This window comes from Tsuneonella troitsensis, assembly GCF_001441535.1.
In the GTDB taxonomy this organism is placed as follows: Bacteria; Pseudomonadota; Alphaproteobacteria; order Sphingomonadales; family Sphingomonadaceae; genus Tsuneonella; species Tsuneonella troitsensis.
This window is the reverse complement of sequence record NZ_LMAU01000003.1, coordinates 448210-472298: the sequence shown is the minus strand read 5'-3', so window position 1 is coordinate 472298 and position 24089 is coordinate 448210. Positions and strand designations below refer to the sequence as shown.

General features: G+C 65.2%; 25 protein-coding genes, 1 tRNA gene and 1 other RNA gene. 9 read left to right on the top strand and 18 right to left on the bottom strand.

All coding sequences use genetic code 11. The features are described 5' to 3' along the window. Window positions 1-64: 64 nt before the first annotated feature. From AR323_RS09005 to AR323_RS08985, 6 genes are all read right to left on the bottom strand, one after another. Window positions 65-406, bottom strand: coding sequence for a YbaB/EbfC family nucleoid-associated protein (locus AR323_RS09005; protein ID WP_057883605.1), 342 nt, complete (start codon window positions 404-406; stop codon window positions 65-67). Continuing rightward, complete coding sequence (locus tag AR323_RS09000) at window positions 403-2187, bottom strand: DNA polymerase III subunit gamma/tau (RefSeq protein WP_057883604.1); 1785 nt, start codon at window positions 2185-2187, stop codon at window positions 403-405. The genes AR323_RS09005 and AR323_RS09000 overlap by 4 nt, the downstream gene beginning before the upstream one ends. Window positions 2188-2237: 50 nt before the next feature. After that, window positions 2238-2332, bottom strand: an RNA gene (gene ffs / locus AR323_RS14415) — signal recognition particle sRNA small type. Window positions 2333-2367: 35 nt separating this feature from the next. Then, a complete protein-coding gene (locus AR323_RS08995) occupies window positions 2368-2646 on the bottom strand; it encodes an ETC complex I subunit (RefSeq protein WP_057883603.1) in 279 nt (92 codons plus the stop codon). A gap of 14 nt (window positions 2647-2660) precedes the next feature. Then, on the bottom strand, window positions 2661-5096 hold the full coding sequence (hrpB, locus tag AR323_RS08990) for an ATP-dependent helicase HrpB (RefSeq protein ID WP_057883602.1): 2436 nt from the start codon (window positions 5094-5096) through the stop codon (window positions 2661-2663). A gap of 208 nt (window positions 5097-5304) precedes the next feature. Continuing rightward, a complete protein-coding gene (locus AR323_RS08985; protein WP_057883601.1) occupies window positions 5305-6327 on the bottom strand; it encodes a polyprenyl synthetase family protein in 1023 nt (340 codons plus the stop codon). A 68-nt stretch (window positions 6328-6395) separates the two neighbouring features. Between AR323_RS08985 and AR323_RS08980 the strand changes: the two genes are divergently transcribed. Next, window positions 6396-6686 carry a chorismate mutase gene (locus tag AR323_RS08980; RefSeq protein ID WP_057883600.1) on the top strand — a complete coding sequence of 97 codons (291 nt, stop codon included), beginning with the start codon at window positions 6396-6398 and terminating at the stop codon, window positions 6684-6686. Window positions 6687-6698: 12 nt separating this feature from the next. Here the strand turns inward: AR323_RS08980 and AR323_RS08975 are convergent, their stop codons facing one another. The 4 genes from AR323_RS08975 to AR323_RS08960 form a co-directional block, all read right to left on the bottom strand. After that, on the bottom strand, window positions 6699-8162 hold the full coding sequence (locus AR323_RS08975; protein WP_407701073.1) for a sensor histidine kinase: 1464 nt from the start codon (window positions 8160-8162) through the stop codon (window positions 6699-6701). Beyond that, window positions 8110-8790, bottom strand: a complete 681-nt coding sequence (locus AR323_RS08970; protein WP_057883599.1) for a response regulator transcription factor — start codon at window positions 8788-8790, stop codon at window positions 8110-8112. Before AR323_RS08970 ends, AR323_RS08975 begins: the two co-directional genes overlap by 53 nt. Window positions 8791-8876: 86 nt before the next feature. Beyond that, entirely contained in the window at window positions 8877-9170 is a 294-nt protein-coding gene (locus tag AR323_RS08965) for a PepSY domain-containing protein (RefSeq protein ID WP_057883598.1), read from the bottom strand. 69 nt (window positions 9171-9239) lie between these two features. Then, complete coding sequence (locus tag AR323_RS08960; RefSeq protein WP_057883597.1) at window positions 9240-9953, bottom strand: SIMPL domain-containing protein; 714 nt, start codon at window positions 9951-9953, stop codon at window positions 9240-9242. Window positions 9954-10054: 101 nt separating this feature from the next. On the opposite strand from AR323_RS08960, the gene AR323_RS08955 reads away from it, so the two are divergent. Further along, window positions 10055-11866: an ABC-F family ATP-binding cassette domain-containing protein gene (locus AR323_RS08955; protein WP_057883596.1), complete on the top strand. Its 1812-nt coding sequence runs from the start codon at window positions 10055-10057 to the stop codon at window positions 11864-11866. A 43-nt stretch (window positions 11867-11909) separates the two neighbouring features. After that, on the top strand, window positions 11910-12584 hold the full coding sequence (locus AR323_RS08950; RefSeq protein WP_057883595.1) for a CDP-alcohol phosphatidyltransferase family protein: 675 nt from the start codon (window positions 11910-11912) through the stop codon (window positions 12582-12584). A gap of 19 nt (window positions 12585-12603) precedes the next feature. Here the strand turns inward: AR323_RS08950 and AR323_RS08945 are convergent, their stop codons facing one another. Beyond that, the gene (locus tag AR323_RS08945) at window positions 12604-13074 is read right to left on the bottom strand and encodes a DUF6456 domain-containing protein (RefSeq protein WP_057883594.1); all 471 of its coding nucleotides are present in this window, start codon (window positions 13072-13074) and stop codon (window positions 12604-12606) included. A gap of 84 nt (window positions 13075-13158) precedes the next feature. Here AR323_RS08945 and AR323_RS08940 point away from each other — a divergent pair, with 84 nt between their 5' ends. Further along, on the top strand, window positions 13159-13731 hold the full coding sequence (locus AR323_RS08940; RefSeq protein WP_057883759.1) for a helix-turn-helix transcriptional regulator: 573 nt from the start codon (window positions 13159-13161) through the stop codon (window positions 13729-13731). A gap of 1 nt (window position 13732) precedes the next feature. Then, window positions 13733-14935 (top strand): glycosyltransferase, encoded by a 1203-nt coding sequence (locus AR323_RS08935; RefSeq protein ID WP_057883593.1) that lies wholly within the window; start codon window positions 13733-13735, stop codon window positions 14933-14935. Here AR323_RS08935 and secF read toward each other — a convergent pair. Genes secF through yajC form a run of 3 tightly spaced genes read right to left on the bottom strand, consistent with a single transcriptional unit; the run spans window position 14926 to window position 17865 of the window. Then, window positions 14926-15909, bottom strand: a complete 984-nt coding sequence (gene secF / locus AR323_RS08930; protein ID WP_057883592.1) for a protein translocase subunit SecF — start codon at window positions 15907-15909, stop codon at window positions 14926-14928. The two genes, AR323_RS08935 and secF, sit on opposite strands and share 10 nt — an antisense overlap. Before the next feature lie 15 nt (window positions 15910-15924). After that, window positions 15925-17523 carry a protein translocase subunit SecD gene (gene secD, locus AR323_RS08925; protein ID WP_057883591.1) on the bottom strand — a complete coding sequence of 533 codons (1599 nt, stop codon included), beginning with the start codon at window positions 17521-17523 and terminating at the stop codon, window positions 15925-15927. An 18-nt stretch (window positions 17524-17541) separates the two neighbouring features. Next, window positions 17542-17865, bottom strand: a complete 324-nt coding sequence (gene yajC / locus AR323_RS08920) for a preprotein translocase subunit YajC (protein WP_057883758.1) — start codon at window positions 17863-17865, stop codon at window positions 17542-17544. A gap of 171 nt (window positions 17866-18036) precedes the next feature. Between yajC and AR323_RS08915 the strand changes: the two genes are divergently transcribed. Next, window positions 18037-18113 (top strand) — tRNA-Pro (locus AR323_RS08915). A 147-nt stretch (window positions 18114-18260) separates the two neighbouring features. Continuing rightward, window positions 18261-19418, top strand: coding sequence for a sterol desaturase family protein (locus tag AR323_RS08910; protein WP_057883590.1), 1158 nt, complete (start codon window positions 18261-18263; stop codon window positions 19416-19418). A 37-nt stretch (window positions 19419-19455) separates the two neighbouring features. Here AR323_RS08910 and AR323_RS08905 read toward each other — a convergent pair whose 3' ends face one another. Further along, window positions 19456-19698: a DUF6356 family protein gene (locus AR323_RS08905; protein ID WP_057883589.1), complete on the bottom strand. Its 243-nt coding sequence runs from the start codon at window positions 19696-19698 to the stop codon at window positions 19456-19458. Window positions 19699-19812: 114 nt separating this feature from the next. Between AR323_RS08905 and AR323_RS08900 the strand changes: the two genes are divergently transcribed. Continuing rightward, window positions 19813-20277: an Lrp/AsnC family transcriptional regulator gene (locus tag AR323_RS08900; protein WP_057883588.1), complete on the top strand. Its 465-nt coding sequence runs from the start codon at window positions 19813-19815 to the stop codon at window positions 20275-20277. On the opposite strand, the gene AR323_RS08895 is transcribed toward AR323_RS08900, so the two are convergent. Both AR323_RS08895 and AR323_RS08890 read right to left on the bottom strand, forming a co-directional pair. After that, a complete protein-coding gene (locus AR323_RS08895; RefSeq protein WP_235510514.1) occupies window positions 20278-21276 on the bottom strand; it encodes a LacI family DNA-binding transcriptional regulator in 999 nt (332 codons plus the stop codon). 32 nt (window positions 21277-21308) lie between these two features. Further along, window positions 21309-23069 (bottom strand): DUF885 domain-containing protein, encoded by a 1761-nt coding sequence (locus tag AR323_RS08890; protein ID WP_057883587.1) that lies wholly within the window; start codon window positions 23067-23069, stop codon window positions 21309-21311. A 132-nt stretch (window positions 23070-23201) separates the two neighbouring features. On the opposite strand from AR323_RS08890, the gene AR323_RS08885 reads away from it, so the two are divergent. Continuing rightward, a complete protein-coding gene (locus AR323_RS08885; RefSeq protein WP_057883586.1) occupies window positions 23202-23615 on the top strand; it encodes a holin family protein in 414 nt (137 codons plus the stop codon). Between the two features lie 28 nt (window positions 23616-23643). Here the strand turns inward: AR323_RS08885 and AR323_RS08880 are convergent, their stop codons facing one another. Beyond that, window positions 23644-24069 carry a hypothetical protein gene (locus tag AR323_RS08880; RefSeq protein WP_057883585.1) on the bottom strand — a complete coding sequence of 142 codons (426 nt, stop codon included), beginning with the start codon at window positions 24067-24069 and terminating at the stop codon, window positions 23644-23646. Window positions 24070-24089 lie beyond the last annotated feature (20 nt).

The following is a 24089-nucleotide window of genomic DNA, read 5'->3' as shown; positions in this document are numbered from 1 at the left end:
CCGAAGATCGCGGCGGGTTAAATCCGGTTAACCACGAACGGTGCGATCAAGACCGCGTTAACCGTCAACTGAAGCCGGGGATATTGAGGCCCGGCGGAAGTCCCATGCCCGACTGGATACGGGCCATTTCCTCTCCGGCCACGCGGTCCGCCTTGCCGCGCGCATCGTTGAACGCTGCAGTGACCAGATCTTCGAGCATCTGCTTCTCTTCAGGCACAATCAGGCTGTCGTCGATCGAAACCGACAGGATTCGACCCTTGGCCGTGGCGCGGATTTTTACCAGACCGCCACCGGCCGCGCCCTCTACCTCGAGGCTGTCGAGCTTGGCCTGCGCGTCGCCCATCTGCTGCTGGATCGTTTCGGCGGCCTTTTGTGCCGCGGCGAGCATTTCTTCCATCGATTTCATGCGTTTCGTCTCCAAGGGGGTGCGCCGGAGCTGTCCTCATCGGGGACGAACTCGGCGTCGGGGAATGCGGCGAAAGTCGCCTCGACAAGGGGGTGCGCGCGCATCCGCGCATCGGCGTCGGCCTTGAGCGCCTGCTCGCGCTCGACCAGCGTGGGCTCGCCGCCTTCGGGCACCTGATCGACCTGCCAACGGCTACCTGTCAGTTCGAGCAGGGTCTGGCGCATTTCGGGCGCGAGATCTTCGCCGAAACCCGGTGCCTGCGAAAAAACGATCCGGCCCTCGACGACCTCTATCGGACGGACCTGCATCCGAAGCCGCGAGGCCAGATGCAGCGATCCGCCCTCGCGCTCGATCCGGTCGACGAGCGTCCGCCACTCGATCGGGGATGCGGCCGCCGGCTGGCCCGGCCCCGCAGTGCCGTCGACAGCCGCCGGGGCGGCCGAAGCGCGCGCGGCGATATCCTCCAGCTTTCTGGCGAGCGTACCGGGGTCGGGCAGATCGGCGGCGTGCAGCGTCCGCAACAGTGCCATCTGCGCCGAGACCAGCGGATCGGGCGCGCCCTTCACTTCGTCGTAGCCCTTGATGAGCAGCTGCCACAGGCGATGCAGTTGCCCGGGTGCCAGCCGCGCGGCCCAATCTTCGATCGTCGCGCGTTCCTCCGCCGTAGGGGCATCGGCCCCGCTGCCCCCGATCTGCGCCACGGTGATCCTGTTGGTCAGGTCCATGAGCGAGCGCATCAGCGCGAGCGGCTCCACGCCCAAGGCATACTGGTCGGCGAGCGCTGCAAGGAGGCCTTGCGGATCGCCCTCGAGCAGGCACGCGAACAGCCGCCGTTGTGCGCCCCGATCGGCAAGGCCCAGCATGTCGCGGACGCGTTCGGCGGTGACCCGCCCCTCGGTGTCCAGATCGGCATGGGCGATCGCCTGGTCGAGGATCGACAGCCCGTCGCGAACCGAACCTTCGGCGGCGGCGGCGATCAAGTGCAGCGCCTCGGTCTCGGCCTCGACTCCCTCCTGGCGGCAGACGCTGGCGAAATGCTGCTCCAGCATGTCGGCGGGAATGCGCCGCAGGTCGAACCGCTGCGTCCGGCTGAGCACCGTGACCGGCAGCTTTTCCACCTCGGTGGTCGCGAAGAGGAACTTCACATGGCCCGGCGGTTCCTCAAGCGTCTTGAGCAACGCATTGAAAGCATTGCGCGACAGCATGTGAACTTCGTCGATGATGTAGATCTTGTAGCGTGCCGAGACGGCCGCGTAGCGCACCGCCTCAATGATCTCGCGCACATCGTCGACGCCGGTATTCGACGCGGCGTCCATCTCGATCACGTCGATGTGGCGGCCTTCCGCGATCGCGCGGCAGGGTTCGCATTCGCCGCACGGGTCGATCGTGGGTCCGCCCTGCCCGTCCGGTCCGATGCAGTTCAATGCCTTGGCGATCAGCCGCGCGGTCGACGTCTTGCCGACCCCGCGCACCCCGGTCATCAGGAAGGCGTGCGCCAGCCGGTCGCGCTTGATGGCGTTGGCGAGCGTGCGGACCATCGGTTCCTGGCCGATAAGCTCGCTGAAGGTCTGGGGGCGATACTTACGCGCGAGGACGCGGTAGGGCTGGGACGAAGGTTCGGCGGGCTTGGTCGCAGGTGGCGAAGGCACAGATGCCGGAGCCGGGGCGGGATCGCCGAACATCGCGCTCTGCCCTGCCGCCTCCAGTTCGGCAGCGCTGGGTGCGGTGTCCTCTTCGTCGTCGGCTGGGGGATCGCCGAACATGTCCCCGGAATCGGTCATGGTCCGAAGCTAGGGAATGGCGCGGGCAATGTCATGCCCGTCTTGGCGAAGAGTGAGGAGCCGGCCGACCCGCCGCAACCCGTTGTGGCTGCTTCCTTCCGGACCTGACCAGGTTGGCGGACGCAAGCGTCCGACCGACTCCCGGCGGCGCATATGGCGGCATGAAACGGGAAAATCAACTCAGCGAAAGTTATCGGCGTATGCCTGCAGCTTGAGCGCCTTTGGCGGGGTCGCATGGACGCGTGCGGGAATGCCGTATTTCGCGGCATAGGCCTGCGCCTCTTCCCGCGTCGCGAAGTGAAGCACGACCTGCGCCTGCGTATCGCCGCTGCCGGTCCAGCCCATCAACGGGTCCGCCACACGAGCCTCGGACTGCTCGAATTCGAGGATCCACTGGTCGGTCAGCGCCTTGCCGGACTGCATCGCGTTTTTCGGGCGTTGATAGATACGAGCTGCCATGGCGTGCCCTTAATTCAGGTTTCGGATCGTTGGAAGGCGTTCTTGGTCTTGAGGCTGGGCTTTTCCGCCCATGGTTCGTCCGGCCAGCGATGTCGGGGGTAGCGGCCCTTCATCTCGCGCTGAACGTCCTTCCAGCTCCCGCGCCAGAAGCCTGGCAGGTCGCGCGTCGACTGGATCGGCCGTCCGGCGGGACTGGTCAGCTTCAGCAGGAGCGGCCGCGCATCGTCCTTCGGTCCGATCATCGGGTGTGCGTCCAAACCGAACACCGCCTGCACGCGCACTTCGACGCTGGGCGCATCGTCGCCGGCATAGTCGACCGGGTGCGAGGTTCCCGCAGGACTCGCAAACTCGCGCGGCGCCAGCCGATCGAGACGCTGGCGGGCGTCCCAGTCGAGCAGGCCGAGCAGCGAATCGATTACCTTGCCGCGCGCCATACCCAGATCGCGCCGTCCCCTGAGCAATGGTCGTAGCCACTGATCGACGGTGCCCCCCAGGTTAGCCTCGGTCAGAGCATCGATCCCGGCATATCGCCCGCGCGCCAGAAACTCGGGCGGGACGATTGTCGACAGGTTCTCCAGCGCTTTTTCCGCAAGTAGATCGGCTATCGCCTCCGCATCGGGTGAAGGGTCCGGGCCAGTCGCGAGGATGATTGCACCTATCCGTCGCTCGAGCCGCGCCTCTACGCGCTCTCCGGTCCAGTTCAGGACGCTGCGCCGCTCGATCCGATCACTCAGCCAGCGCTCCACATCTGACGTTTCCAGTGGCAGCGCGGCTGTGATCCGCGCGCCCTTGGCTGCCCCTTGGGCATCGCCGATTGCAAGCCAATCCGACCGCGCCAGCGGACTTGCAGGGTCGAGCATGTAACCCCGCCCGCCCGCGGATAGCCAATGCTCCCCGGAAGCATCGCGTCGCCGTGCAAGGTTATCGGGAAGTCCGGCGAGAACGGACACTGATGGCGGAACATAGCCATCCTGCTTGCTCCCCCCGAGCCCCTCGGCCTTTCGGGCCCAGCCCGCTGCCAGCTTGCGACTGGCCTCGGCGCGCGGTGAGCGGTCCGCGTTCCAGCGGTGCATCCGCGCGGCAAGATCTTCGCCCCGCCCGCCCAACCCGCGCTCCTGCAGCAGCATGGCCACCTTCGCCGCCACGCCCGCCGATCCCGCTTCGGCACCGGCAAGGATCATCGCTGCGTGCGACGGATCAAGCGGAAGCGCGGCAAGCTGCCGCCCTCGCTCCGTAATGCGGTCTGCGCCATCAAGTGCGCCGAGCGCCACAAGCCGTGCCCTTGCAGCCTCGAGCGCGGCTGCCGGGGGCGCATCGAGCCAGGCAAGTGCCGAGGGATCGCCGGCGCCCCACTGCGCGAGCGCCAGCACCAGCGGAGCAAGATCGGCGGTGAGCATCTCGGGGAGGTCGAACGGCGGCCGACCCGGATGCGCCGCGGCCTCCCACAGGCGATAGGCAACGCCCGGTCCCTGCCGCGCGGCGCGCCCTGCGCGCTGGGCCGCGGCCGCCTGGCTCGACCGTCCGGTGACGAGGTGGGTGGTTCCTGCCGCCTTGTCGAATTCGGCCCGCCGCGACAGCCCGCTATCCACGACGACCGAAACACCATCGAGGGTAAGCGAGGTTTCCGCGATGCTGGTCGCCAACACGATCCTCCGCCGGCCTTGCGGGTCGCGGCGGATCGCTGCGCGCTGACCGGCGGGTTCTATTTGCCCGTGGAGCGGCAGGATCACCGCGTCGGGCAAGCGAGGCTCGATCCGCTCGCGCACCCGTTCGATTTCTCCGACACCCGGAAGAAACGCGAGAACGTCTCCCTGCGTCTCGCGCCACGCCGTGGCTACCGCAGCGGCCATTGCATCTTCGATCCGTTTTTCAGGAGTTGCGCCCAACCATTTGATTTCGAGCGGATACGCCTTGCCGGCGCTCTCGATGACAGGCGATCCGGGACCGAGCAGCCGGGCGAAGCGCGCGCCGTCGATGGTCGCCGACATGACCACGATGCGCAGATCGTCGCGCAGCACGCTCTGGCCTTCAAGCGCGAGCGCCAGGCCGAGGTCGCCCTCGAGATGCCGTTCGTGCGCTTCGTCGAACAGGATTGCCGACACGCCCGAAAGGTCCGGATCGGCAAGAAGGCGATTGACCAGGATCGCCTCGGTTACGACCAGCACGCGGGTCCGCGACGACTGGCGGCTGTCCATTCGGGTCGCGTAGCCGACCGTCTCGCCCGCCTTTTCGCCAAGCAATTCCGCCATGCGCTCCGCCGCAGCACGGGCTGCGACGCGGCGCGGACTGGTGACGATGACCTGGCCGGCGCACCACGGTTCGGGAAGTAACGCGGGCGCGACCGCCGTCGTCTTGCCCGCTCCCGGCGGCGCGATCAGCACCGCGCCGGTCGCTCCGCGCAGAGCTTTGAGCAGGTCGGGCAATACCGCATGAATCGGCAGATCGCTCATCGGCCTGTCACACCGATCGGGCATGGATTCCGAAACCGCGATGTCAGGCCGCTAATCCGTAAATCGGCATTTCGCAGTGTCGCGGTTGTCACCTTTGGCCAATTAGCCATGACCGCGCAAACGATACGCAAGAAACTCGGAAGGGCGAACGGTCGGACCATCGTTGCGGGCCTGCCACATCGACCGGCGGGTAGGAAAGCGCGAGCTGTCAGTACCCGCGCGCCACCGCGAAGTCCGCGGCCTCGGCCATCGCCCTGCGCGCGGCGCTGTCCGGGAAGATCGACAGCGCATCGATCGCCCGGCTGGCGAAATGCCGGGCGCGCTCACGCGTTGCCTGCAGCGCGCCGTGTTTCGCGATCAGGCGGGTAGCCTCGACGAGGGCTTCGTCCCCGTCGCGATGCCCGGCAATCGCGGCCTGCCAGAACTTGCGTTCGTCCTCGTCTCCGCGCGCGTAGGCCAAGATCACCGGCAGCGTCATCTTGCCCTCACGGAAATCGTCGCCGCGCGCCTTGCCCATCGTGCTCGCGTCCGAATCGTAATCGATCGCATCGTCGACGAGCTGAAATGCGATGCCCAGGTTGCGGCCATAGTCGTCGAGCGCCTGCTCGCGCCGCTCGTCGCATTCGGCGACGACGGCGGCAATCCGGCTCGCGGCCGCGAACAGTGCGGCAGTCTTGGAGCCGATGATCGAGAGGTAGCGCTCCTCGCTCGTCTCGATCTGCCGCTGTGCGGTGAGCTGATCGACCTCGCCCTCGGCGATTACGGCGCTGGCGTTCGACAGGATCTTGAGGACTTTGAGGCTGCCGTCCTCGACCATCAGCTCGAACGCGCGGCTGAACAGGAAATCGCCGACCAGCACCGTTGCCGGGTTGCCGAACACGATATTGGCCGCAGCCTTTCCGCGGCGCAGGTCGCTCCCGTCGACGACGTCGTCGTGGAGCAAGGTGGCGGTGTGGATGAACTCCACCGCCGCGGCGAGCTTGTGATGACGAGCACCATTGTACCCGACGAGTTCGGCCCCTGCGAGCGTCAGCATGGGCCGCAGCCGTTTCCCGCCGCCCGAGATCAGGTGGCCGGCAAGCGCCGGGATCAGCGGGATTTTCGACTGCATCCGGTCCAGGATCACGGCATTCACCGCGTTCATGCCCGGCGCGGTGAGCCCCAGCATGGGATCGAGCGAAGGCTCGCCGTCAGGGCGCGATCGCTTCAGCGGGATGATGTCGGCGCTCATGGCTTGGCCATGCGAAAGCGCAGGCAGCTTGGCAAGCGCGGAATCGCGGCTATCGTGGCGGCAAGACCATGACCGCGCCCCCCGACCCCGTTCTCGCCAGCTATCGCAAGAGCATCGATAACTTCGATGCCGCACTGATCCATATCCTGGCCGAGCGGTTCCGGATCACGCAGGCGGTAGGGGAATACAAGGCAAAGGCCGCCCTCCCCCCGGCAGACCCGTCGCGCGAAGCGGAGCAGATCGCCCGCCTGCGTGCACTCGCCGAAGAAGCGAATCTGGACCCCGAGTTCAGCGAGAAATTCATCCGCTTTGTGATCGACGAGGTGATCCGGCACCACGAAAGCGCCCGATCGACCTGAACATCGACCTGATCACAATGCGGGTTGGCCTGCCCTCGGCAGGCTGAGCCGCACGAGCAGACCGCCCAGGTCCTCGCTCTCGCCCAGCGACACGTCTCCGCCGTAGATCTCGGCAACGTCGCGCACGATGGCCAGGCCCAGCCCGGTGCCGGGCTTGCCGGTATCGAGCCGCGCGCCGCGATCGAATATCCGAATGCGGTCTGCTTCGGGAATGCCCATCCCGTCGTCTTCCACCCAGATAACGCAGCGGTCGCTGCCCGGTTCGGCATCGACGGTCACGAACACGCTGCCGCCGCCGTACTTGGCCGCGTTCTCGATCAGGTTGCCGAGGATCTCGTCGAGGTCCTGGCGCTCGATCGAGACGATGGCGGCGCTGTTGCCATCCAGATCGAAACGGGTGTCCTCGTAGATGCGGGTCACTGCGCGCAGCACCGCCTCCACACTGGGCCAGACTTCGGCGCGCGAATGGCCGGTCGCCCGCCGCCCCACCGCGCGGGCGCGGGCGAGATGATGTTCGACGTGGCGCTGCATCGTCTTGGTCTCGCGGCAGACGAGATCGGAGAGTTGCGGATCGTGCGCGGTAGCAGCGTTCGTCAGCACCGTGAGCGGCGTTTTCAGCGCGTGCGCGAGATTGCCGGCATGAGTCCGCGCCTCCTCCGCCTGCCGCTCGGAGTGCGCGAGGAGCCCATTGAGCTCCTCGACAAGCGGCTGGACTTCGAGCGGGAGCGGATCGGTTACCCGGTTATGGCCGCTGGCGCGCATCCGCTGAAGCGCGCGGCGCACGCCCCTCAACGGCCCAAGGCCATACCATGTCTGCAACATGGCCATGCCGAAGAGGCCCAGGCCAAGCACCGCGAAGCTCCAGTATAGGATCGATCGAATGCGCGTGAGCTGCGAATCCATCTCTTCCTGGCTCGCGGCCACGGCGAACGTCCACACCGTGTCGCTTCCGGGAAGCGTGGTCGAGCGCTGCGCGACGCGCAGAGGTTCGCCCGGAAACTGGTCCGATTCGTAGATACGCATATCGGGATCGCCGTCGCCCTGCACAGCAAGGCTGCGGTCCCACAGACTGCGGCTCGGGTAATCCTCGTGACCCGCACCCGTGATCTGCCAATAGAGGCCGCTGTCCGGCTCCATGAAGCGCTGGTCGCCCATCGGGCGGATGAACAGGACTTCGCCGTCGGCGCCGATCTCGACCGAGGTGATCATCGCCGTCAGCATGTAGCTGAGCTGATCGTCGTAGTTCTTCTGGACGAGGTTCGTCATCGTCCGGTCGAGCGCGAACCCGCCGCCGAGCAGCAGGATCGCTATCCAGCCGAACGCGATCAGCATCATCCGCTTCGACAGGCTGCCGGTATGCGCCGGAACAGCCGCCGCAACCGTCACCGGTCCCTCGGTCGCCGAAGCGTCCGAAGCCGCGCGATCAGTTGGCGCGGGGCTGTTCGTCGGGATCGTCGAGGCTGTAACCGAGGCCACGGATGGTCGTGATGACGTCGGCACCCAACTTCTTGCGGATGCGCGTTACGAAGACCTCGATCGTGTTCGAATCGCGGTCGAAATCCTGATCGTAGATATGTTCGATCAGTTCGGTACGGCTGACCACCTTGCCCTTGTGGTGCATTAGGTAGCTCAGCAGCTTGTATTCCTGCGCTGTCAGCTTGACCGGCTCACCAGCCAGCGTGACGCGGCCCGAGCGGGTGTCCAGCCGCACGGGCCCGGCGGTGAGTTCGCTGGACGAATTGCCCGAGGCACGGCGGATGAGCGCGCGCAGCCGAGCGATGAGCTCTTCGGTCTGGAACGGCTTGGCGAGGTAGTCGTCGGCCCCGGCATCGAGCCCGGCGACCTTGTCCGACCAGGAATCGCGCGCGGTAAGTACGAGCACCGGGAACTTTCGCCCCTCCTTGCGCCACATACCGAGTACGGTCAGCCCGTCGATCTCGGGCAGGCCGAGGTCTAGGATTACCGCGTCATATTCCTCGGTCGCGCCAAGGAAATGGCCGTCTTCCCCGTCGGTCGACAGGTCGATCGCATAGCCGTTCTGTTCCAGCGTCGATTTGAGCTGCTTGCCGAGGGTTGGTTCGTCCTCGACGATAAGGATGCGCATTGCCGAGTGATCCCCGTTCTATCGTGCGGCCCGGATGTGGGCGTTCGGGATGAACGCGTCAACCGAGCGCGGGGTTTCCGCGAATGTTAACGGGATATCCCAAGCACCCGCCCGGTACGCGCGTCGACGTCGACATAAGTCACTCGCCCGTCCTTGATGAACTTGAGGCGGTAAGCCATCGCGACCGAATCGTAGGCAGGGCCGAGGTACTCGCTGCCCCGCATCTGCGGGAGGACGCGCCCTTCGATCTGGCGGAGAGACAAAACGTTGCCTGCGCGCATTTCTTTGCGCGCCTCGCCCTGGTCGTTGCGCTGGGCAAGCGCCGGCGCGGCAGGGGCCAGAAGCGCCAGTGCAGCAAGAGAGGCAACGATCTTCTTCATGACGACACGATACCTATCCGGGGCGCATTGAACATTCAGTGAATGCGGTCGCCGCGCCCCGTTCAGGGATCAGCGCGTCATCTCGAACGTGACGTTCACTGTAACCGACGTACCGACGAGGCCCGGTTCGACCGGCGTGGACTTCGCATCCGCACTTTGCACCGCCATGGCGCGCTCCATCATGGGCATCGGGCGGCCGGGGTTGACCGCCTCGCTGACCGAAAGGACGCGCACACCAGAATAGCCCGCCCAGCGCGCGTACTCGGTCGCCTGCGCCTGCGCCTTGTCGAACGCAGCCTTACGCGCCTGCGCCCGCGGGCTGGTGTCGTCGTCGATCGAGAAGTTGGGTCCGCTGATATCGGTCGCTCCTGCGGCCACCAGCGCATCGAGCACAGGCCCGGTGCGCTTCACGTCGCGGAGCGTCACCTTGACGCGGTTCGAAGCCTGGTAGGCACGGAAGACCTGCGTCTGGCGCGCCTGGTCGTAATCGTATCGCGCACCAAGGTTGATGCCGGTCGTCTGGATATCGTCCTCGTCGATGCCGAGAGCCTTGATCCGCGCGATCACCGCATCCATCGCCCGAGCGTTGGCTTCCATTGCGGCGACCGCGGTGGGCGCGTCGGTCGTAACGCCCGCACCGACATCCGCGATATCAGGCTTTGCTTTCACCGTTTCGGTGATCGCGAGTTCTACTATCGGCCCTTGCGAAGTGACCTGAACGTCCGCCGCGATAGCGGGCGAAGCTGCGACTGCGATGGTAAGCGGGGCGAGAATTCGGAACATATGGTGGGCACTCCTTTTCGAAGGCTCAGTGGCCTTCGCGCCATTACGCATCGGTGAACCGGCTTGTTCCGGCTCTCTGCCACCGATATGGGCGCCGCGCTATGGCACAGCCTCCAATCCTCAGCTGGGAAGGCCTCGGCCTGCAACAGGGCGGCCGCTGGCTGCTCTCCGATCTCGACCTGCACATCGGCCCGCGCGACCGGATCGCGTTGATCGGCCGCAACGGTGCCGGCAAGACCACATTGTTCAAGCTGATCGATACCCAGGTTGAACCGGACAAGGGCCTAAGAAAGGTCAAGCCGGGCACGCGGATCGTGCTGCTCGAGCAGGAGCCCGACTTCACCGGCCATGCAACCCTGATGGACTGGGCGATGGAGGGCGAGCTCCCCCCCGCCCTGCACGAGGTCGAGGCGATCGCCGGGCAGCTGGGCATCGACATGGCCACGCCGTGCGCTGGCGCCAGCGGCGGCGAGCGGCGACGGGCGGCCATCGCGCGCGCGCTGGCGCAAGACCCAGACCTGTTGCTGATGGACGAGCCGACCAACCACCTCGATCTCGCGGCGATCGACTGGCTGGAGGACTGGCTGAGCCGGTTCAAGGGCGCGTTCGTGGTGATCAGCCACGACCGGACGTTCCTGAAGCGACTGACCACGACCACGCTATGGCTCGACCGCGGATCGATGCGGCGCAAGGAAGTCGGTTTCGGCGGATACGAGGCTTGGGAAGAGCAGGTCTTTGCCGAGGAGGCGCGCAACGCCGAACGGCTCGACGCCAAGCTGAAGATTGAGGCGCACTGGCTCGAACGCGGCGTGACCGCGCGGCGCAAGCGGAACCAGGGCAGGCTGGAAAAGCTGTGGCAGATGCGCGCGGTGCGGGCGGCGATGATCGGGCCGCAGGGTGCCGCCAAGCTGCAGCTTGCGGTCCAGGACGACTTCAAGTCGAAGTCGGTGATCGTCGCTGAGAATGTCAACAAGTCCTATGGCGAGCGGCGCATCATCCGCGACTTCTCAATGCGCATCCAGCGCGGCGACCGGATCGGCGTGGTGGGAGCGAACGGAACCGGCAAGACCACGCTGCTGAAGTTGCTGACCGGCGAGATTCAGCCCGACAGCGGCAGCGTGACCATCGCCAAGACGCTGACCGGCGTCATGATCGACCAGCAGCGCAGCCTGATGTCGCCCGACAAGACGGTCCGCCAGGTCCTGGCCGAAGGCGGCGACTGGATCGACGTGGGCGACAGCCGCAAGCACGTGCAGGGGTACCTCAAGGAGTTCCTGTTCGATCCCTCGATCGTCGATGCGAAGGTGGGTACGCTGTCCGGGGGCGAGCGCAGCCGATTGCTGCTGGCGCGCGAATTCGCCCGCAAGTCCAACCTGCTCGTATTGGACGAGCCGACCAACGACCTCGACCTCGAGACGCTCGACCTGCTTCAGGAAGTGATCGCCGATTATGACGGCACTGTGCTGATCGTGAGCCACGACCGAGACTTCCTCGACCGCACGGTGACGATGACGCTGGGCCTCGACGGCAGCGGCAGGATCGACGTGGTCGCAGGCGGATACGAGGACTGGGTAGCGCAGCGGAGGGCGGCCAGAGCAGGCCCACCCCCGACCCCTCCCGTAAGCGGGAGGGGAGAGCGCGGTGGTCCCACCCCCCAACCCCCTCCCGCAAGCGGGCGGGGGAGCAAAAAGCTCACCTACAAGGACCAGCGCGACTATGAATTGCTCCCGGCCCGGATCGAGGAGCTGGAAGCCGCCATTGCCAAGGGCGAGGATATCCTCGCCGATCCAGACCTTTACGCCCGCGATCCGCAGCGCTTCGCGACAATCTCGCAAGGCATTGCCAACGCCAGGGCGGAAAAGGATGCCGCCGAGGAACGCTGGCTGGAACTGGCAGAGGCCGTCGAGGGATAGATAATTCACTTGCCGTTCACGGCTTCGCGCGCGATGCGAACCCATGACAGTTCCGTTACAGAGTCCGCGGCGCATCCAGCGCAACGTGCTGGCCGAGAGCGAGAAGCGGCTGCTTGCATGGATATGCCCGCGTCTTCCCGCATGGGTCACGCCCGACAAGCTGACTGTGCTCGCCCTAGTGGCCGCGGCCGCCATCGGTGCGGGCTATGCTCTCAGCAACTTCGATCCGGCGTGGCTGGCGCTCAGCGTAATCGGCTACTTCGTCCACTGGTTCGGCGATTCTCTCGACGGATCGATTGCCCGCTACCGCAAGATCGAGCGGCCGCGGTTCGGCTATTTCATCGATCATAGCTGCGACGGACTGGCTTCACTGCTCATCCTGGGCGGACTGGGAATGAGCCCTTATCTGAGGGTGGACGTGGCGATGTTCGCGGTGGTAGCCTATCTGCTGCTGGCGGTGCACACGTTCCTGCTCGCGAAGGTCGCGGGTGAGTTTCCCCTGTCGCACATGGGTGCCGGCCCGACCGAGCTAAGGATCATCCTCGTGGCGCTGACGATCACCATGGGCGTGCTCGGGCCCGATGTCGGCCGAGTTGCGAACCTCGGCGCGTTCGACATCCTGTTCATTGGTCTTGCAGCGGTGCTGGTCACGATATTCCTCGTCCAGACCATGCGTGCCGGCCGATCGCTTGCATCGATCGACGCGCGCGAGCGATAAGTATGGCACATCGGATCGCTCAGGCGATCCGGTAGAAATCCGCCACGCGATCGAGAGCCAGCCGCAGCACGAGCTTGCCGCTGCGCGCGGGCCAGGCCAGCGCGCGCTCTGCATCGGGCAGCGTCTCTCCGGCGCAGACGACGCGCCACAACACGTCCTGCAGACCCTTTCCCGCCGCCGCCAACGCCCCGTCGAAACGGGCTTTCGCGGCGATCTGCCTCTCGCCCGGCGTCAGTCCGGTATCGCCGGTCGTCCTTACCCTAACGGGATCCCAGCGCATCGTGACGCTGGGTGCCAACTGTGCGCGTTCGTAATCGGCGCGCAGACGCTCTCCTGCATCGAACAGCCGGTCGTCGAGGTGCCCACGCGCATGGAGCCAGGAGAGCGGCGATTCGGCGAGGTTGATGGTGACGGTTCGTTTTTTTTCTCGCGCCCCGACGTGGCGCCTGGGCCCTTCGCTGGTCAGTTCGCGTTCGACGAGTTGGCGCATGACAATCTCCCTGAGGCCGAATCGCAGCTTGCCAAAACAGGTTGCCTGTAGGAAAATGAAAAACCGATTTGGTTAGGGGTCATGATGATCAATCGCATTCGCGATATCCGCCATGAAAAAGGCATGACGCTGGCCGAACTGGCCGAAGCCTGCACCCCGCCCACGACCGCGCAGACGATCGGGCGGCTCGAAACCGGGATGCGCAACCTGTCGATCAAATGGATGGACCGCATCGCCAGTGCGCTGGGCGTCGATCCGGAGATGCTCGTGCGGTCCGAGGGCGCGGTTCGCGCGCAAGTGGTGGCGCTGCTCGGCAATCAGGGGCCCGAGGCTTTGCCGAACCAACGCGACGCGCTTTTGCCCACGGAACTAGGTGGGGATGACATTCGTGTGGTCCTGTCGATCGAGAGCAGTGCAGGCGAATACCGGGCTGGCGACCAGCTTTGGCTTCGACAGATCGCCCCGGAAAAGGCCGCCACCGCGATCAACCGCGACGTTCTCGTCCCGCGCAAGGGCGGCCGGTTCGCCTTCGGACGCCTGATCGACCGGCAGGGGAACCGGGTCGGGGTCCTTCCCGTCGGAGCCGGTCAGAAGCAACAGGTCGTCGAAGACCCGGCTTGGATAGCGGTGGCCGAAATGCTGGTGCGGAAGCTCTGACGTGAGCAAGCGCCGCGTCCTGTCGATCGCGACGCTCTATCCGAACGCCGCGAACCCGCGCTTCGGCACGTTCGTCGCGCGAAGCCTCGAGGCCTTGGCAGCGCGCGGCGATTGGGACGTCACCGTGGTCAATCCGATCGTCCTCCCCCCCGTCGCCCTAGGCCGCTATCGCGCGCTTCGCGATGCGGCGATGGACGCCGTCGAGGGCGGTGTATCGGTGCATCGACCGATCGTGCGTTCGATCCCGCGGCTCGGCGCCCGCTCAAACCCGCGTCGCATCGCCACCACCGTCCTGCCCCTCGCCCGCAAGCTGCACACCGATGCGCCGTTCGACTTGGTCGATGCGCAGTTCTTCTACCCCGACGGTCCCGCGGCGGCCGCGATTGCCGCCGATCTGGGCTTGCCGCTGTCGATCAAGGCTCGCGGGGCAGACATTCATTACTGGGGGGCGCGCACGGACACTCGGGCGCAGATTCTTGTTGCGGGTGCTAAAGCGAGCGGAATGCTCGCGGTCTGCGATGCCCTCGCTCACGACATGGCTGCGCTCGGCCTACCGCGTGAGAAGATCACGATTCACTACACCGGTCTCGACCGCGACCGCTTCCGGCCGCTGCAGCATACGCTTCTGCGCCGCCGACTTTCCCGCGAGCTGGGCATCGAAATTCCCGACAGGGCGCCGGTCCTCGCGACCGTCGGCGCGCTGATCCCGCGCAAGGGACAGGCGCTGGTGATCGACGCGCTCGCCGATCTGCCGGACGATACCGTGCTCGTGCTCCTCGGAAGCGGCGATGAGGAAAACGCTCTGAGAAAGCGCACCGCGGACATCGGAGCCGCCGGACGGGTACACTTTCTCGGCAGCCTCGATCACGACATGCTCCCGCTGGTGCTCTCGGCAGCGGATGCGATGGTTCTGCCGTCTGCCAGCGAGGGTTTGGCAAACGCCTGGATCGAGGCGCTCGCCTGCGGCACGCCGCTGGTCATTACCGACGCCGGCGGCGCGCGCGAGGTGGTGACCGAGCCTGAGGCGGGCCGCATAGTCGACCGCACTACTGCGGCAATCGCAGCGGGAGTGCGCGCACTACTCGCCGACCCTCCGATGCGAGAGGCGGTCGCTGCGACTGCCGAACGTTTCAGCTGGCAGGCCAACGCCGCAGCGCTGGCCGACCATTACGCCCGATTGCTCGACGAAGAACCTCAGGTCTGAACTTCGCCTCGCGCGATGCGCTCGGCCTTGTCCGGTCCGTCGGTCGTGTGAACGAAGCTGTCCGACTTGACTCCCAGCCAGATCAGCAGCGGCGCGGCCATGTAGATCGAGCTGTAGGTGCCGACGAAGATACCCAGCGTGATCGCGGCGGTCATGCCGAACAGGCTGGCCGGGCCGAAGAACAGCAGCGGAACCAGCGCGATCAGCAGCGACAGGTTGGTCATCACCGTACGCGACAAAGTTTCGTTGACCGACAGATCGAGCAGTTCGGGCACCGGCATCTTGCGGAATTTCTTCAGGTTCTCGCGAATCCGGTCGTACACGACGATCGTATCGTTGAGCGAGTAGCCGATGATGGTGAGAATCGCCGCGACGATGTTGAGGTCGAATTCGAGCTGGGTCAGCGCGAAAAAGCCCAATGTCAGCGACACGTCGTGGAACAGCGCGAACAGCGCGCCGACACCGAACTGCCACTCGAACCGCACCCAGATGTAGATCGAGATCGCGATCATCGACAGCAGAAGCGAGAGGAGACCGGTTCGGAACAGCTCGCTCGAAACCTTGCCCGAGACCGAGTCCACGCCGTCGATCCGTACGCCGGGAAAATCGGCGCGCAAGGCACCGGTAATCCGGTCGGCCATGGTGTTGGCGAGATCGGGCTGCGATTCCGAACCCTCGGGCAACTTCATCCGGATCGAGGCTTCGTTCTCCGCACCGAACCGCTGGATGATGGGGTCGCCATACCCGAGCCGAGCGATCGTCTCGCGCATCTGCGGTACGGGGGCTTCCGCCTGCCCGACGAACGTCGTGCGGATCATCTGCCCGCCGACGAAATCGACGCCCAAATTGAGCCCCTGGAAAAGAACCAGCGCCCAGCTTGCCGCGATCAGTATCCCGCTGACCACGAAGAACGGCACGCGCCACTTCAGAAAGCCGATGTTGGTATCGTCGGGGACAAGCTTGATGAGTTTCATGCGCCTGGCCTCCGGTCAGATGTTGATGTCGGCGGGGCGGGTCCGGCGAAGCCAGCCTGCAACCCACATGCGGGTAAGGGTCACCGCGGTGAACACCGAAGTGATGATGCCGATGACGAGCACGACCGCGAAGCCCTTCACCGGCCCCTGGCCGAAGAGGAACAACAGCATCGCGGCGATCACGTTGGTGATGTTCGCGTCGAAAATCGCCCGGCTCGCTTCCCTGTAGCCGTTCTCGATCGCGGAATGGACCGGTCGCCCCTTTCGTCGCTCTTCGCGAATGCGTTCGTTGATCAGCACGTTGGCATCGACGGCGGCGCCGATGGTCAGGACGAAGCCCGCGATGCCGGGCAGCGTCAGCGTAGCGTTCATCACGGCCATGATGCCCATGATCATCAGAACGTTCAGGACGAGCGCGATGTCCGCATAAAGACCGAAGCGACCGTACGTGAAGAACATCAGGACGAGCACCAACCCGGTGCCGATGCCCATCGCGATCAGGCCGGCACGGATCGAGTCCGCACCAAGATCAGGACCGACGGTGCGCTCCTCGATCACGGTAAGATCGACCGGCAAAGCGCCGGATCGAAGCGAAATCGCGAGCTGGTTGGCGCTCTCGACCGTGAAGCCGCCGCTGATCTGCGCGGTGCCGCCGCGAATGGGTTCGTTGATGTTGGGTGCCGACAGGACCTTGCCATCGAGGATGATCGCGAACGGCTTGTTCACATTCTCGGTCGTCAGGCGGGCGAACTTGGCAGCGCCCTGCTGGTCGAACTGGATGTTGACCACGGGCGTGTTGTCACGCGAATCGAAGCCCTGCTGGGCGCCGACGAGATTGTCGCCCTGGATACCGCCCAGGCGGCGCACCGCGATGAATTGGCCGGCATTCGGAGAATCGGCCGCGTAGGGATAGATCTGGCTTCCCGGAGGCGCGTTGCCGGCCATAACGTCGCTGGGCAGCGCGTTCATGTCGACCAGCTTGAATTCCAGCTTCGCGGTCTGGCCGATCAGCGCCTTGAGCGCTTCGGGATCCTGCTGGCCCGGCGCCTGAACGACGATGCGGTTTTCGCCTTGGCGGATGATCGTCGGTTCGAGGGTACCGATCGCGTTGATGCGGCGGTCGATGACGTCCTTGGCACTGTCCATCGCCTGGTCGAGCGCGGCGTCGAGGCCCTGCTGGGTCGGCGTGAGGACGAAGCGCGTCTCGTCGACAACCGACAGCGACCATTCGCGCACCATCCCGGTGCCGTTGACGAGCGGTAGCAAGAGCTCGCGCGCCCGGTCCACATCGGCCGCGCTCTCGACCATGAAGCTGAGACGGCCGTCGTTCGTGGAAACGTCGCCGACGCGGATCGAAGGCTCGGCGGTGCGCATCGCGGTGCGGACCGATTCTTCCATCGATTCAAGGCGCTGAGCGCCGATCTGGCTGGTATCGGCCTCAAGCAGGATGTGGCTGCCACCGGCAAGGTCCAAACCAAGGTTGATGGCCGGATCGGGCAACTCCTCGGGCCACTTCACTCCCGAGAGCGAAGCGAGCGAGGGGAGCGAGGCGAGCGCGACGACGAGGAGCAGGCTCCACAGCCAAATTCTCTTCCAGCGCGGGAAATCGAGCATGAGCGACGAGCGTCCTGATCAGTCGTTAGCGGCGGCGGTGCCGCCCGGCGGGATCACGTCGCCGATCGTGTGCTTGACCGCCTTGACCTTGACGCCCTGGCCCAGTTCGAGATCGACGTAATGGTCGTCGACTTTGAGAACCTTGCCGACGAGTCCGCCGGCAGTGACCACCTGATCGCCCTTCTTCAAACCGGCCACTTTCTCACGGTGTGCCTTGGCCTGGCGCATCTGGGGCCGGATCAGGAGAAACCAGAAGATCGCGATCATGCCGACGATGGGCAGCCAGCTGATCCAAACCGGGGGCGCTTCGGCGCCAGCCGCGGCGGCGAGAATATCGAGCATCGTCTTGTCGGTCCGTTCGAACAATGAGAAGCGCCGGCAAGATGGGTACGAACCCGCCGGCGGCAATGGGCGCGCGCCTAGCAGCATCGTCTCGCAAGGGCAAATTACGGTCCCGCATCGGCCCGCTTGCCTTGCGCAAAGTCGCAACCTATAGGCGCGCCTCCACTGGCTCGGGACGTAGCGCAGCCTGGTAGCGCATCACACTGGGGGTGTGGGGGTCGGAGGTTCGAATCCTCTCGTCCCGACCAGTGGCTTCAACGGTTTCGTAGCTTCGCTACCGACCGTGACCGCCCGAATTTCCTATCTCGAATCGATTTCCACGCACGCGGAATTGGCCGCCGTGCTGGATTCGGGTACGTGTCCGCAAGGCTCGGAGATGTTGGGGACAAGCCGCAATGGCACTGCAGGCCGAACGTGTCCTCGCCCGGATCTTTTCCGATCAATCGCCTCGCAGGTTCGGTAGCGGCTGGATCAGCGGCATACTGGCCGTCGGCCTCGGGCTTTTGTGCGTGGCAGCGGTGCTGTGCCTCCACTTTCCCCAATGGCTGACGCTTCCCGATCTGCGCGGGGTCTACCCGCTCGAGCTGGTGCGCGCCGCGATCGACATCGCGATATTTGCGGTCCTGGCATTATCCGCGCTGTCCCTTCTGCTGAGGCGCAAGAAGGCCTTGGGGCTTGCGGGTCTTGCGCTTGCCGCGCTGTCTTTGCTGCTCGGCGCGGGCGGCGTGGAAATACCGCGAGGCTCCAAAACTTCGTTCTACATCGGGTTGGACTGGTTCATCCTGGGGGTAATTAGCTCGGTCGCACTGTTCGTGCCGCTCGAAAGAGCGTTCGCGTTGCGACGAGATCAGGGGCCGTTTCGACCGGGATGGCTGACCGATTTCCAGTATTTCTTCATGAGCCATGCGCTTGTTCAGCTGATGAGCGTGCTGGTGCTGGTGCCAGCGGTATCGGTCGGCGAGGCTCTGGCCATTCCGTCCCTCCAGACGTTGGTGCGGAGCCTTCCGCTCATCGTCCAGTTCGCGGCTTGCGTGCTAGTCGCAGATCTGGCGCAGTACGGTGTGCATCGCGCCTTCCACGCGGTGCCGTTGCTATGGCGATTCCACCAGGTGCATCACTCGGTCGAGGCGATGGACTGGATCGCGGGATCGAGACTTCATTTGGTGGACGTGATCGTCACCCGCGGACTGGTCCTGCTGCCGTTGGTCGTTCTCGGGTTCGAGCAGTCGGCTATCTTTGCATACCTCGGGTTCGTGTCGCTCCACGCGGTTTTCATTCACGCGAATTTCGAACCGACGTCGGCTTGGCTCGAGCGCTGGATCGCCATGCCGCGGTTCCATCACTGGCACCACGGCATCGAAGACGAGGCGCGCGACCGGAACTTTGCCGTTCATCTGCCGATGATCGATCGCTGGTTCGGCACGCACCACCTTCCGCCAGAACGCTGGCCGTCCGGGTACGGTGTTTCCGGGGTGAAGGCGCCGGACGGATATGTCAGTCAACACATCTGGCCGTTTCGGCGTGGCCGGCCAAGCCTGACCGAGACCGACTGAAACCGGACTTCGTTCCCGTTACGTCTAGTGGGGCAGGTCAGATCACGAAATCGAGAATTCCCGGCATCGGCTTGCTGCGGTTGGTTACCATCCGATCATGCAGGACCGACACCTGCTTGCTACCGGTTTTCACGAACAGGAACGGCAACAGCCCGTGCAGGATGCAGGCGAAGCCACCGACGATCATGCGCAAACCGAACCCGCTCGCGTGGGCGAGGTGCTCGCCATAGGTCTCTCCCACCGAGGCCGGGTGATCGCGGAAATAGCCGGACAAGCGCATCGATAACCTCCCTTGCTTCAAAGGACAGATATCACAGCTTCGATGAAATTTGTTCCCAAACCTTGCTGTCATCAATATCAAGATCAACGTTCTATCCCATGAAAGGCCAATACCGTGGAATTGGATTCTATCGACTGGGCGATTCTCGCTGTCCTGCAAGAAAACGCCGCGCTTCCGATCCAGGCTGTCGGAGAGCGGGTGGGCCTTTCGACAAACCCGTGCTGGCGACGGATCAAGCGGCTCGAAGAAGCGGGCGTCATCGCGCGGCGGGTCGCCGTGCTCGACCCGACGAAGGTCGGACTGCCGACGACGGTCTTCGTCGCCATTCGCACGGCACGCCACGATCCGGAATGGCTGGCCACTTTTGCCGCCGGGGTAGCGGCAATTCCCGAGATCACCGAATGCCACCGGATGGCGGGCGAGGTCGATTATCTCCTGAAGCTCAGCGTTCGCGACATCGCGCATTACGACCGAATCTATCAGCGGCTAATCAGCGAAGTGCCTGGATTGAACGACGTGAGTTCCACGTTCTCGATGGAAGCGATGAAGGTAAGCACCGCTGTGCCCCGGCCCAGTTGATCACCGCACCGGGCGGACGCTTCCTCGCTCGATCAGCCGCACGGGTACCCGGCGCGTCGGTTCTACATCGGGATAGCAGATGCGCGACACGAGTGCCCGCCCGGCCTCGGCGAAATCGGGTTCGATCGTTGTCAGCGGAGGGTGCGAGTGGACCCCGGCGGCAAGCCCGTCAAAGCCGACGACCCCGAACTCTTCGGGGACTCGAGCGCCTGTTCTGCCTAGCGCTTCTAAAGCGCCCAGCGCGATGGCATCGTTCGCGGCGAAGATCGCGTCCGGCGGATCGGGTGCGCCAAGCATGGCTGCGACCGCCTCGCGCCCCGCGGCTACGCGGTCATCGCCGACGACGGCCAATGGTTCTCCGACGGGGAGTCCGTGACGGACGAGTGCTTCGCGATAACCTTCGTATCGCTCCGCGAACTGCGGATGCTCCGCGTCCACCGTGCCGAGAAAGCCGATCCGTTTGTGTCCTGCGGCGATCAGCCGCTCCACCGCCAGAACCGCCCCTTCGCGATTCTCCGCGCGCACCCAGCGCTCGTCGTCGAATGGCGCACCCCATACCGCGACGGGTCCCTGGGGCGCGGTAGCGAGCAGGTCGTTCCAAGCGGCGCGGTTCACGCTGGTGCCCATCACCACCAACCCGTCGGCCTGCCCCTGAGCGACGTAGTTCCAGGCGAATTCGCCCGGATCGGACTGGAACGCGACCAGCGACTGGTAACCGCACTCGGCGGCTGCCGCGCACGTGCTACCGAGCAATGCATAGTGGAAGCCGCTTACCCGCGTCGGATCGGAGCCCGCTCGCCCCACGACGACGATCGCCATCGTGCCCGTCCGTCCGCTGCGCAGGCGGGCCGCACGCGCGTCGACGTGGTAGCCGAGTGCGGCCGCGGCAGCTTCGACACGGCTGCGGGTCTCCTCGGTGATCGAGGGCGATCCCGCCAGTGCGCGGCTGACGGTCGACTGACTCACGCCCGCCGCCTCGGCCACGTCGAACGATGTCACCCGGCTGCGCCGCACCCCGCCAATACCCCCCGTCAGTCGTACGTTACGCCGGACAATCCCTGACCGCCATCGGCGATGAACGCTTCTACTCGCGCCTCCAGTTCGGTCAACGGGACCGAGCCCAGGGCGAGGACCACGTCGTGGAACTTGCGAATGTCGAACCGGTTGCCGAGCGCCACCTCGGCCTTGGTGCGCATCCGACGAATGCTCATTTCACCCAGCTTGTAGGCAAGCGCCTGTCCGGGCCAAGAAATGTATCGGTCAATCTCGGTGCCCACTTCGTGCCGCGAAAGGGCCGTGCGATCCGCCAGGTAGGCGATGGCCCTGTCCCGGTCCCAGCCGTAATGGTGAATGCCGGTATCGATCACCAGACGGGCGGCGCGCCACATTTCGTAACTCAGCCGTCCGAAGCGCTCCTCCGGCGTGCGATAGATGCCCATCTCTTCGCCGAGGAATTCGGTGTAGAGTCCCCAGCCCTCGCCCATCCCGGAAAAATAGATGTTGCGGCGGAACCTGGGCTGTCCGCCCTGCTCCAGCTGGAACGCCATCTGGAAGCTGTGCCCCGGCGCGCACTCGTGCAGCGTCAGCGCGGGAATGTTGTAGAGCGGGCGCGACGGCAGGTCGTGCGTGTTCATCTGGCACGCTTCGAGCCCTCCCCTCCCGGCGGTATAGAAGGGCGCGATCGCGTCGGCCACCGGACGGATGGCGAAGCGCCGCCGGGGCAGGAAACCGAAATAGTCGGCCAATCGCCCGTCCACCCGCTTCGCGACGTAGGACGATACGCCCATCAACTCGTCGGGAGTGGCCGCGATGAAGCGGGGATCGGTGCGCAGCTTGTCGCTGAAGTCGGCGATCGATCCCGTAAATCCGACCTCGGCCATGATCTTGCGCATTTCGCCTTCGATCCGGGCGACTTCGTCGAGGCCGATCCGGTGAACCTCGTCCGGCCCGAGGTCGAGCGTGGTGTATTGGCGGATCTGCTGGCGATAATAGGCCTTGCCGTCCGGCATCGCCTCGGCCGCGAGAGTGGTCCGCGCCCGAGGCGTGTATTCGTCGCGAATGAAGTTCAGCAACTTGCCGTAGGCGGGCGTCACGCTTTGCGCGATCGCGGTCCGGCCTTCCGCCAGCAAGCGGTTCCGCTCCTCGGACGAAAACCGCGCGGGCATTTCAGCGAAGGCCTTCCAGAAAGGAGACTGCTCGGGAGCGGCGACGGTATAGGCCGCGAGCGAGGCGTCGCGCCCCGTCAACGTCACCTTCGGGACGCTGAACCCGCGGGCTAGGCCTGCGCGCGCGTTTGCGATCTGCTCGTCGAAATATCGGGGCAGCGCGCGCATCCGGGCAATGTAGCGATCGTATTCCTCAACCGTTTCGAAGCCGCGGCTGGCGTCCCAGTACGACCAAAAATTCGAATCGCTGTCGAACGGCATTTCCCATTCGGAGAAGCGGGCGTCCTCGATCGTTTCGGTCAGCACGGCGCGAAGCACCGCGGCATTGGTGCGCTCGGCCGGCGAGAGGGAATCGGGATCGATCGTGTCGAGACGGCGGCGGAAGTCGGCAGCCTTTTCCGCCCGTGCGCGATGGGCTTCCGGCGAGGCGGAGGGGATCGTCGGTCCCGGATCGAGTTCGCCGTCTGTCGTTTCGATCGAGCCCGACTCCGCGACCTGCCAGTCCCAGTACTCCTGATAGAGCGACTGCAATCGGGCATCGCCCGCGGCGGGTGTCGCCTGCGCGGCGCAAGGCACCGTCGCAATCAGGGCGAAGGCGGCCGCAAAGCCGCACAAATGTTTCAACATGGGTTTCACCTGCGGCGTTTTGCGAATCTGAACCCTGCAAGTCAAACGCAATCAATGTTTGCGAATTTGGAGATACTATTTTCCTACACAAACCCATTTGGTTAGTCATTCTGCGAATCAGGAGATCGCCTCATGCCCGTTCTCGAAATCCTCGTCGGCCCAATCGCATCCATCATCGACAAGATCATTCCCGACAAAGAAGCCCGCGCGAAGGCGAAGCTCGCGCTGATCGAGATGGAGGGCACGCACGAGCTCCGCCAGATCGAGGGGCGGCTGTCCGCCATCATCAGCGAGGCGCGATCGAGCGACCCCTGGACCAGCCGCGCGCGGCCGAGCTTCCTCTACGTCATGTACGTTATGCTGCTCTGGGCGCTCCCCGTCGGGGTGCTATCGCGATTCGCGCCCGACGCGGCGGGAAAGATCGCGGGCGCAATGACCGCATACCTGCGCGGACTGCCCGAAGAACTCTACGCGCTCTTCGGCACGGGCTATCTCGGCTACACCGCCGCCCGCCAGTGGGGGAAGGTAAAGGGCGTCGAGACCTGACGCTGAACGCCCCGCGCATCGCCTTCGATCATGGCGCTCCCGGTGTGAAGTCGGGCAAAGCGGCCAGCGCCTGGGCGGTCATGGTGGTCTGGATGTCGGGATCGTCCATCGAACCCTGGCGGACCGTAAGCCCGGCAAGCGGAACGTCGACGTAGCGATCGGGGCTGCTGTCCTCGATCTCGACCACCAGCGAGGTCACCGCCCCGCCCGCGTCGCGACGAACCTGTTCGATATCGCCGAGTTCGGTTCCGTCCGCGGTCACCAGTTCTCCGTCGAGCAATTGCCGTTCGGTCAGGCCCAGCGCCGCGACCGCATCGCCTGCCGCCGCCGCGCTCTGATCTGCCTGCTGCTCGATCCGGTCCTCGGTTGCGTCGGCCTGTTTCTCGGCCTCGGACTGGCAGGCCGCCAGCGCCGCGACGGCGAGGGGCAGGATGACGAAATGGGTGCGCTTCACGGCAAGTCTCCGGCTGTTTC

Excerpts from the sequence above, each read along its gene's own strand:
- AR323_RS08940 (WP_057883759.1), top strand. The coding sequence starts at position 13,159 with ATGATCAATCGCATTCGCGATATCCGCCATGAAAAAGGCATGACGCTG.
- secF (WP_057883592.1), bottom strand. The coding sequence starts at position 15,909 with ATGAAACTCATCAAGCTTGTCCCCGACGATACCAACATCGGCTTTCTG.
- AR323_RS08970 (WP_057883599.1), bottom strand. The coding sequence starts at position 8,790 with ATGCGCATCCTTATCGTCGAGGACGAACCAACCCTCGGCAAGCAGCTC.
- AR323_RS08885 (WP_057883586.1), top strand. The coding sequence starts at position 23,202 with ATGCCCGTTCTCGAAATCCTCGTCGGCCCAATCGCATCCATCATCGAC.
- hrpB (WP_057883602.1), bottom strand. The coding sequence starts at position 5,096 with ATGAGCGATCTGCCGATTCATGCGGTATTGCCCGACCTGCTCAAAGCT.
- AR323_RS08890 (WP_057883587.1), bottom strand. The coding sequence starts at position 23,069 with ATGTTGAAACATTTGTGCGGCTTTGCGGCCGCCTTCGCCCTGATTGCG.
- AR323_RS08955 (WP_057883596.1), top strand. The coding sequence starts at position 10,055 with ATGGCACAGCCTCCAATCCTCAGCTGGGAAGGCCTCGGCCTGCAACAG.
- AR323_RS08995 (WP_057883603.1), bottom strand. The coding sequence starts at position 2,646 with ATGGCAGCTCGTATCTATCAACGCCCGAAAAACGCGATGCAGTCCGGC.
- secD (WP_057883591.1), bottom strand. The coding sequence starts at position 17,523 with ATGCTCGATTTCCCGCGCTGGAAGAGAATTTGGCTGTGGAGCCTGCTC.
- yajC (WP_057883758.1), bottom strand. The coding sequence starts at position 17,865 with ATGCTCGATATTCTCGCCGCCGCGGCTGGCGCCGAAGCGCCCCCGGTT.
- AR323_RS08950 (WP_057883595.1), top strand. The coding sequence starts at position 11,910 with ATGACAGTTCCGTTACAGAGTCCGCGGCGCATCCAGCGCAACGTGCTG.
- AR323_RS08980 (WP_057883600.1), top strand. The coding sequence starts at position 6,396 with ATGACCGCGCCCCCCGACCCCGTTCTCGCCAGCTATCGCAAGAGCATC.
- AR323_RS08945 (WP_057883594.1), bottom strand. The coding sequence starts at position 13,074 with ATGCGCCAACTCGTCGAACGCGAACTGACCAGCGAAGGGCCCAGGCGC.
- AR323_RS08910 (WP_057883590.1), top strand. The coding sequence starts at position 18,261 with ATGGCACTGCAGGCCGAACGTGTCCTCGCCCGGATCTTTTCCGATCAA.
- AR323_RS09000 (WP_057883604.1), bottom strand. The coding sequence starts at position 2,187 with ATGACCGATTCCGGGGACATGTTCGGCGATCCCCCAGCCGACGACGAA.
- AR323_RS08905 (WP_057883589.1), bottom strand. The coding sequence starts at position 19,698 with ATGCGCTTGTCCGGCTATTTCCGCGATCACCCGGCCTCGGTGGGAGAG.
- AR323_RS08960 (WP_057883597.1), bottom strand. The coding sequence starts at position 9,953 with ATGTTCCGAATTCTCGCCCCGCTTACCATCGCAGTCGCAGCTTCGCCC.
- AR323_RS08985 (WP_057883601.1), bottom strand. The coding sequence starts at position 6,327 with ATGAGCGCCGACATCATCCCGCTGAAGCGATCGCGCCCTGACGGCGAG.
- AR323_RS09005 (WP_057883605.1), bottom strand. The coding sequence starts at position 406 with ATGAAATCGATGGAAGAAATGCTCGCCGCGGCACAAAAGGCCGCCGAA.
- AR323_RS08965 (WP_057883598.1), bottom strand. The coding sequence starts at position 9,170 with ATGAAGAAGATCGTTGCCTCTCTTGCTGCACTGGCGCTTCTGGCCCCT.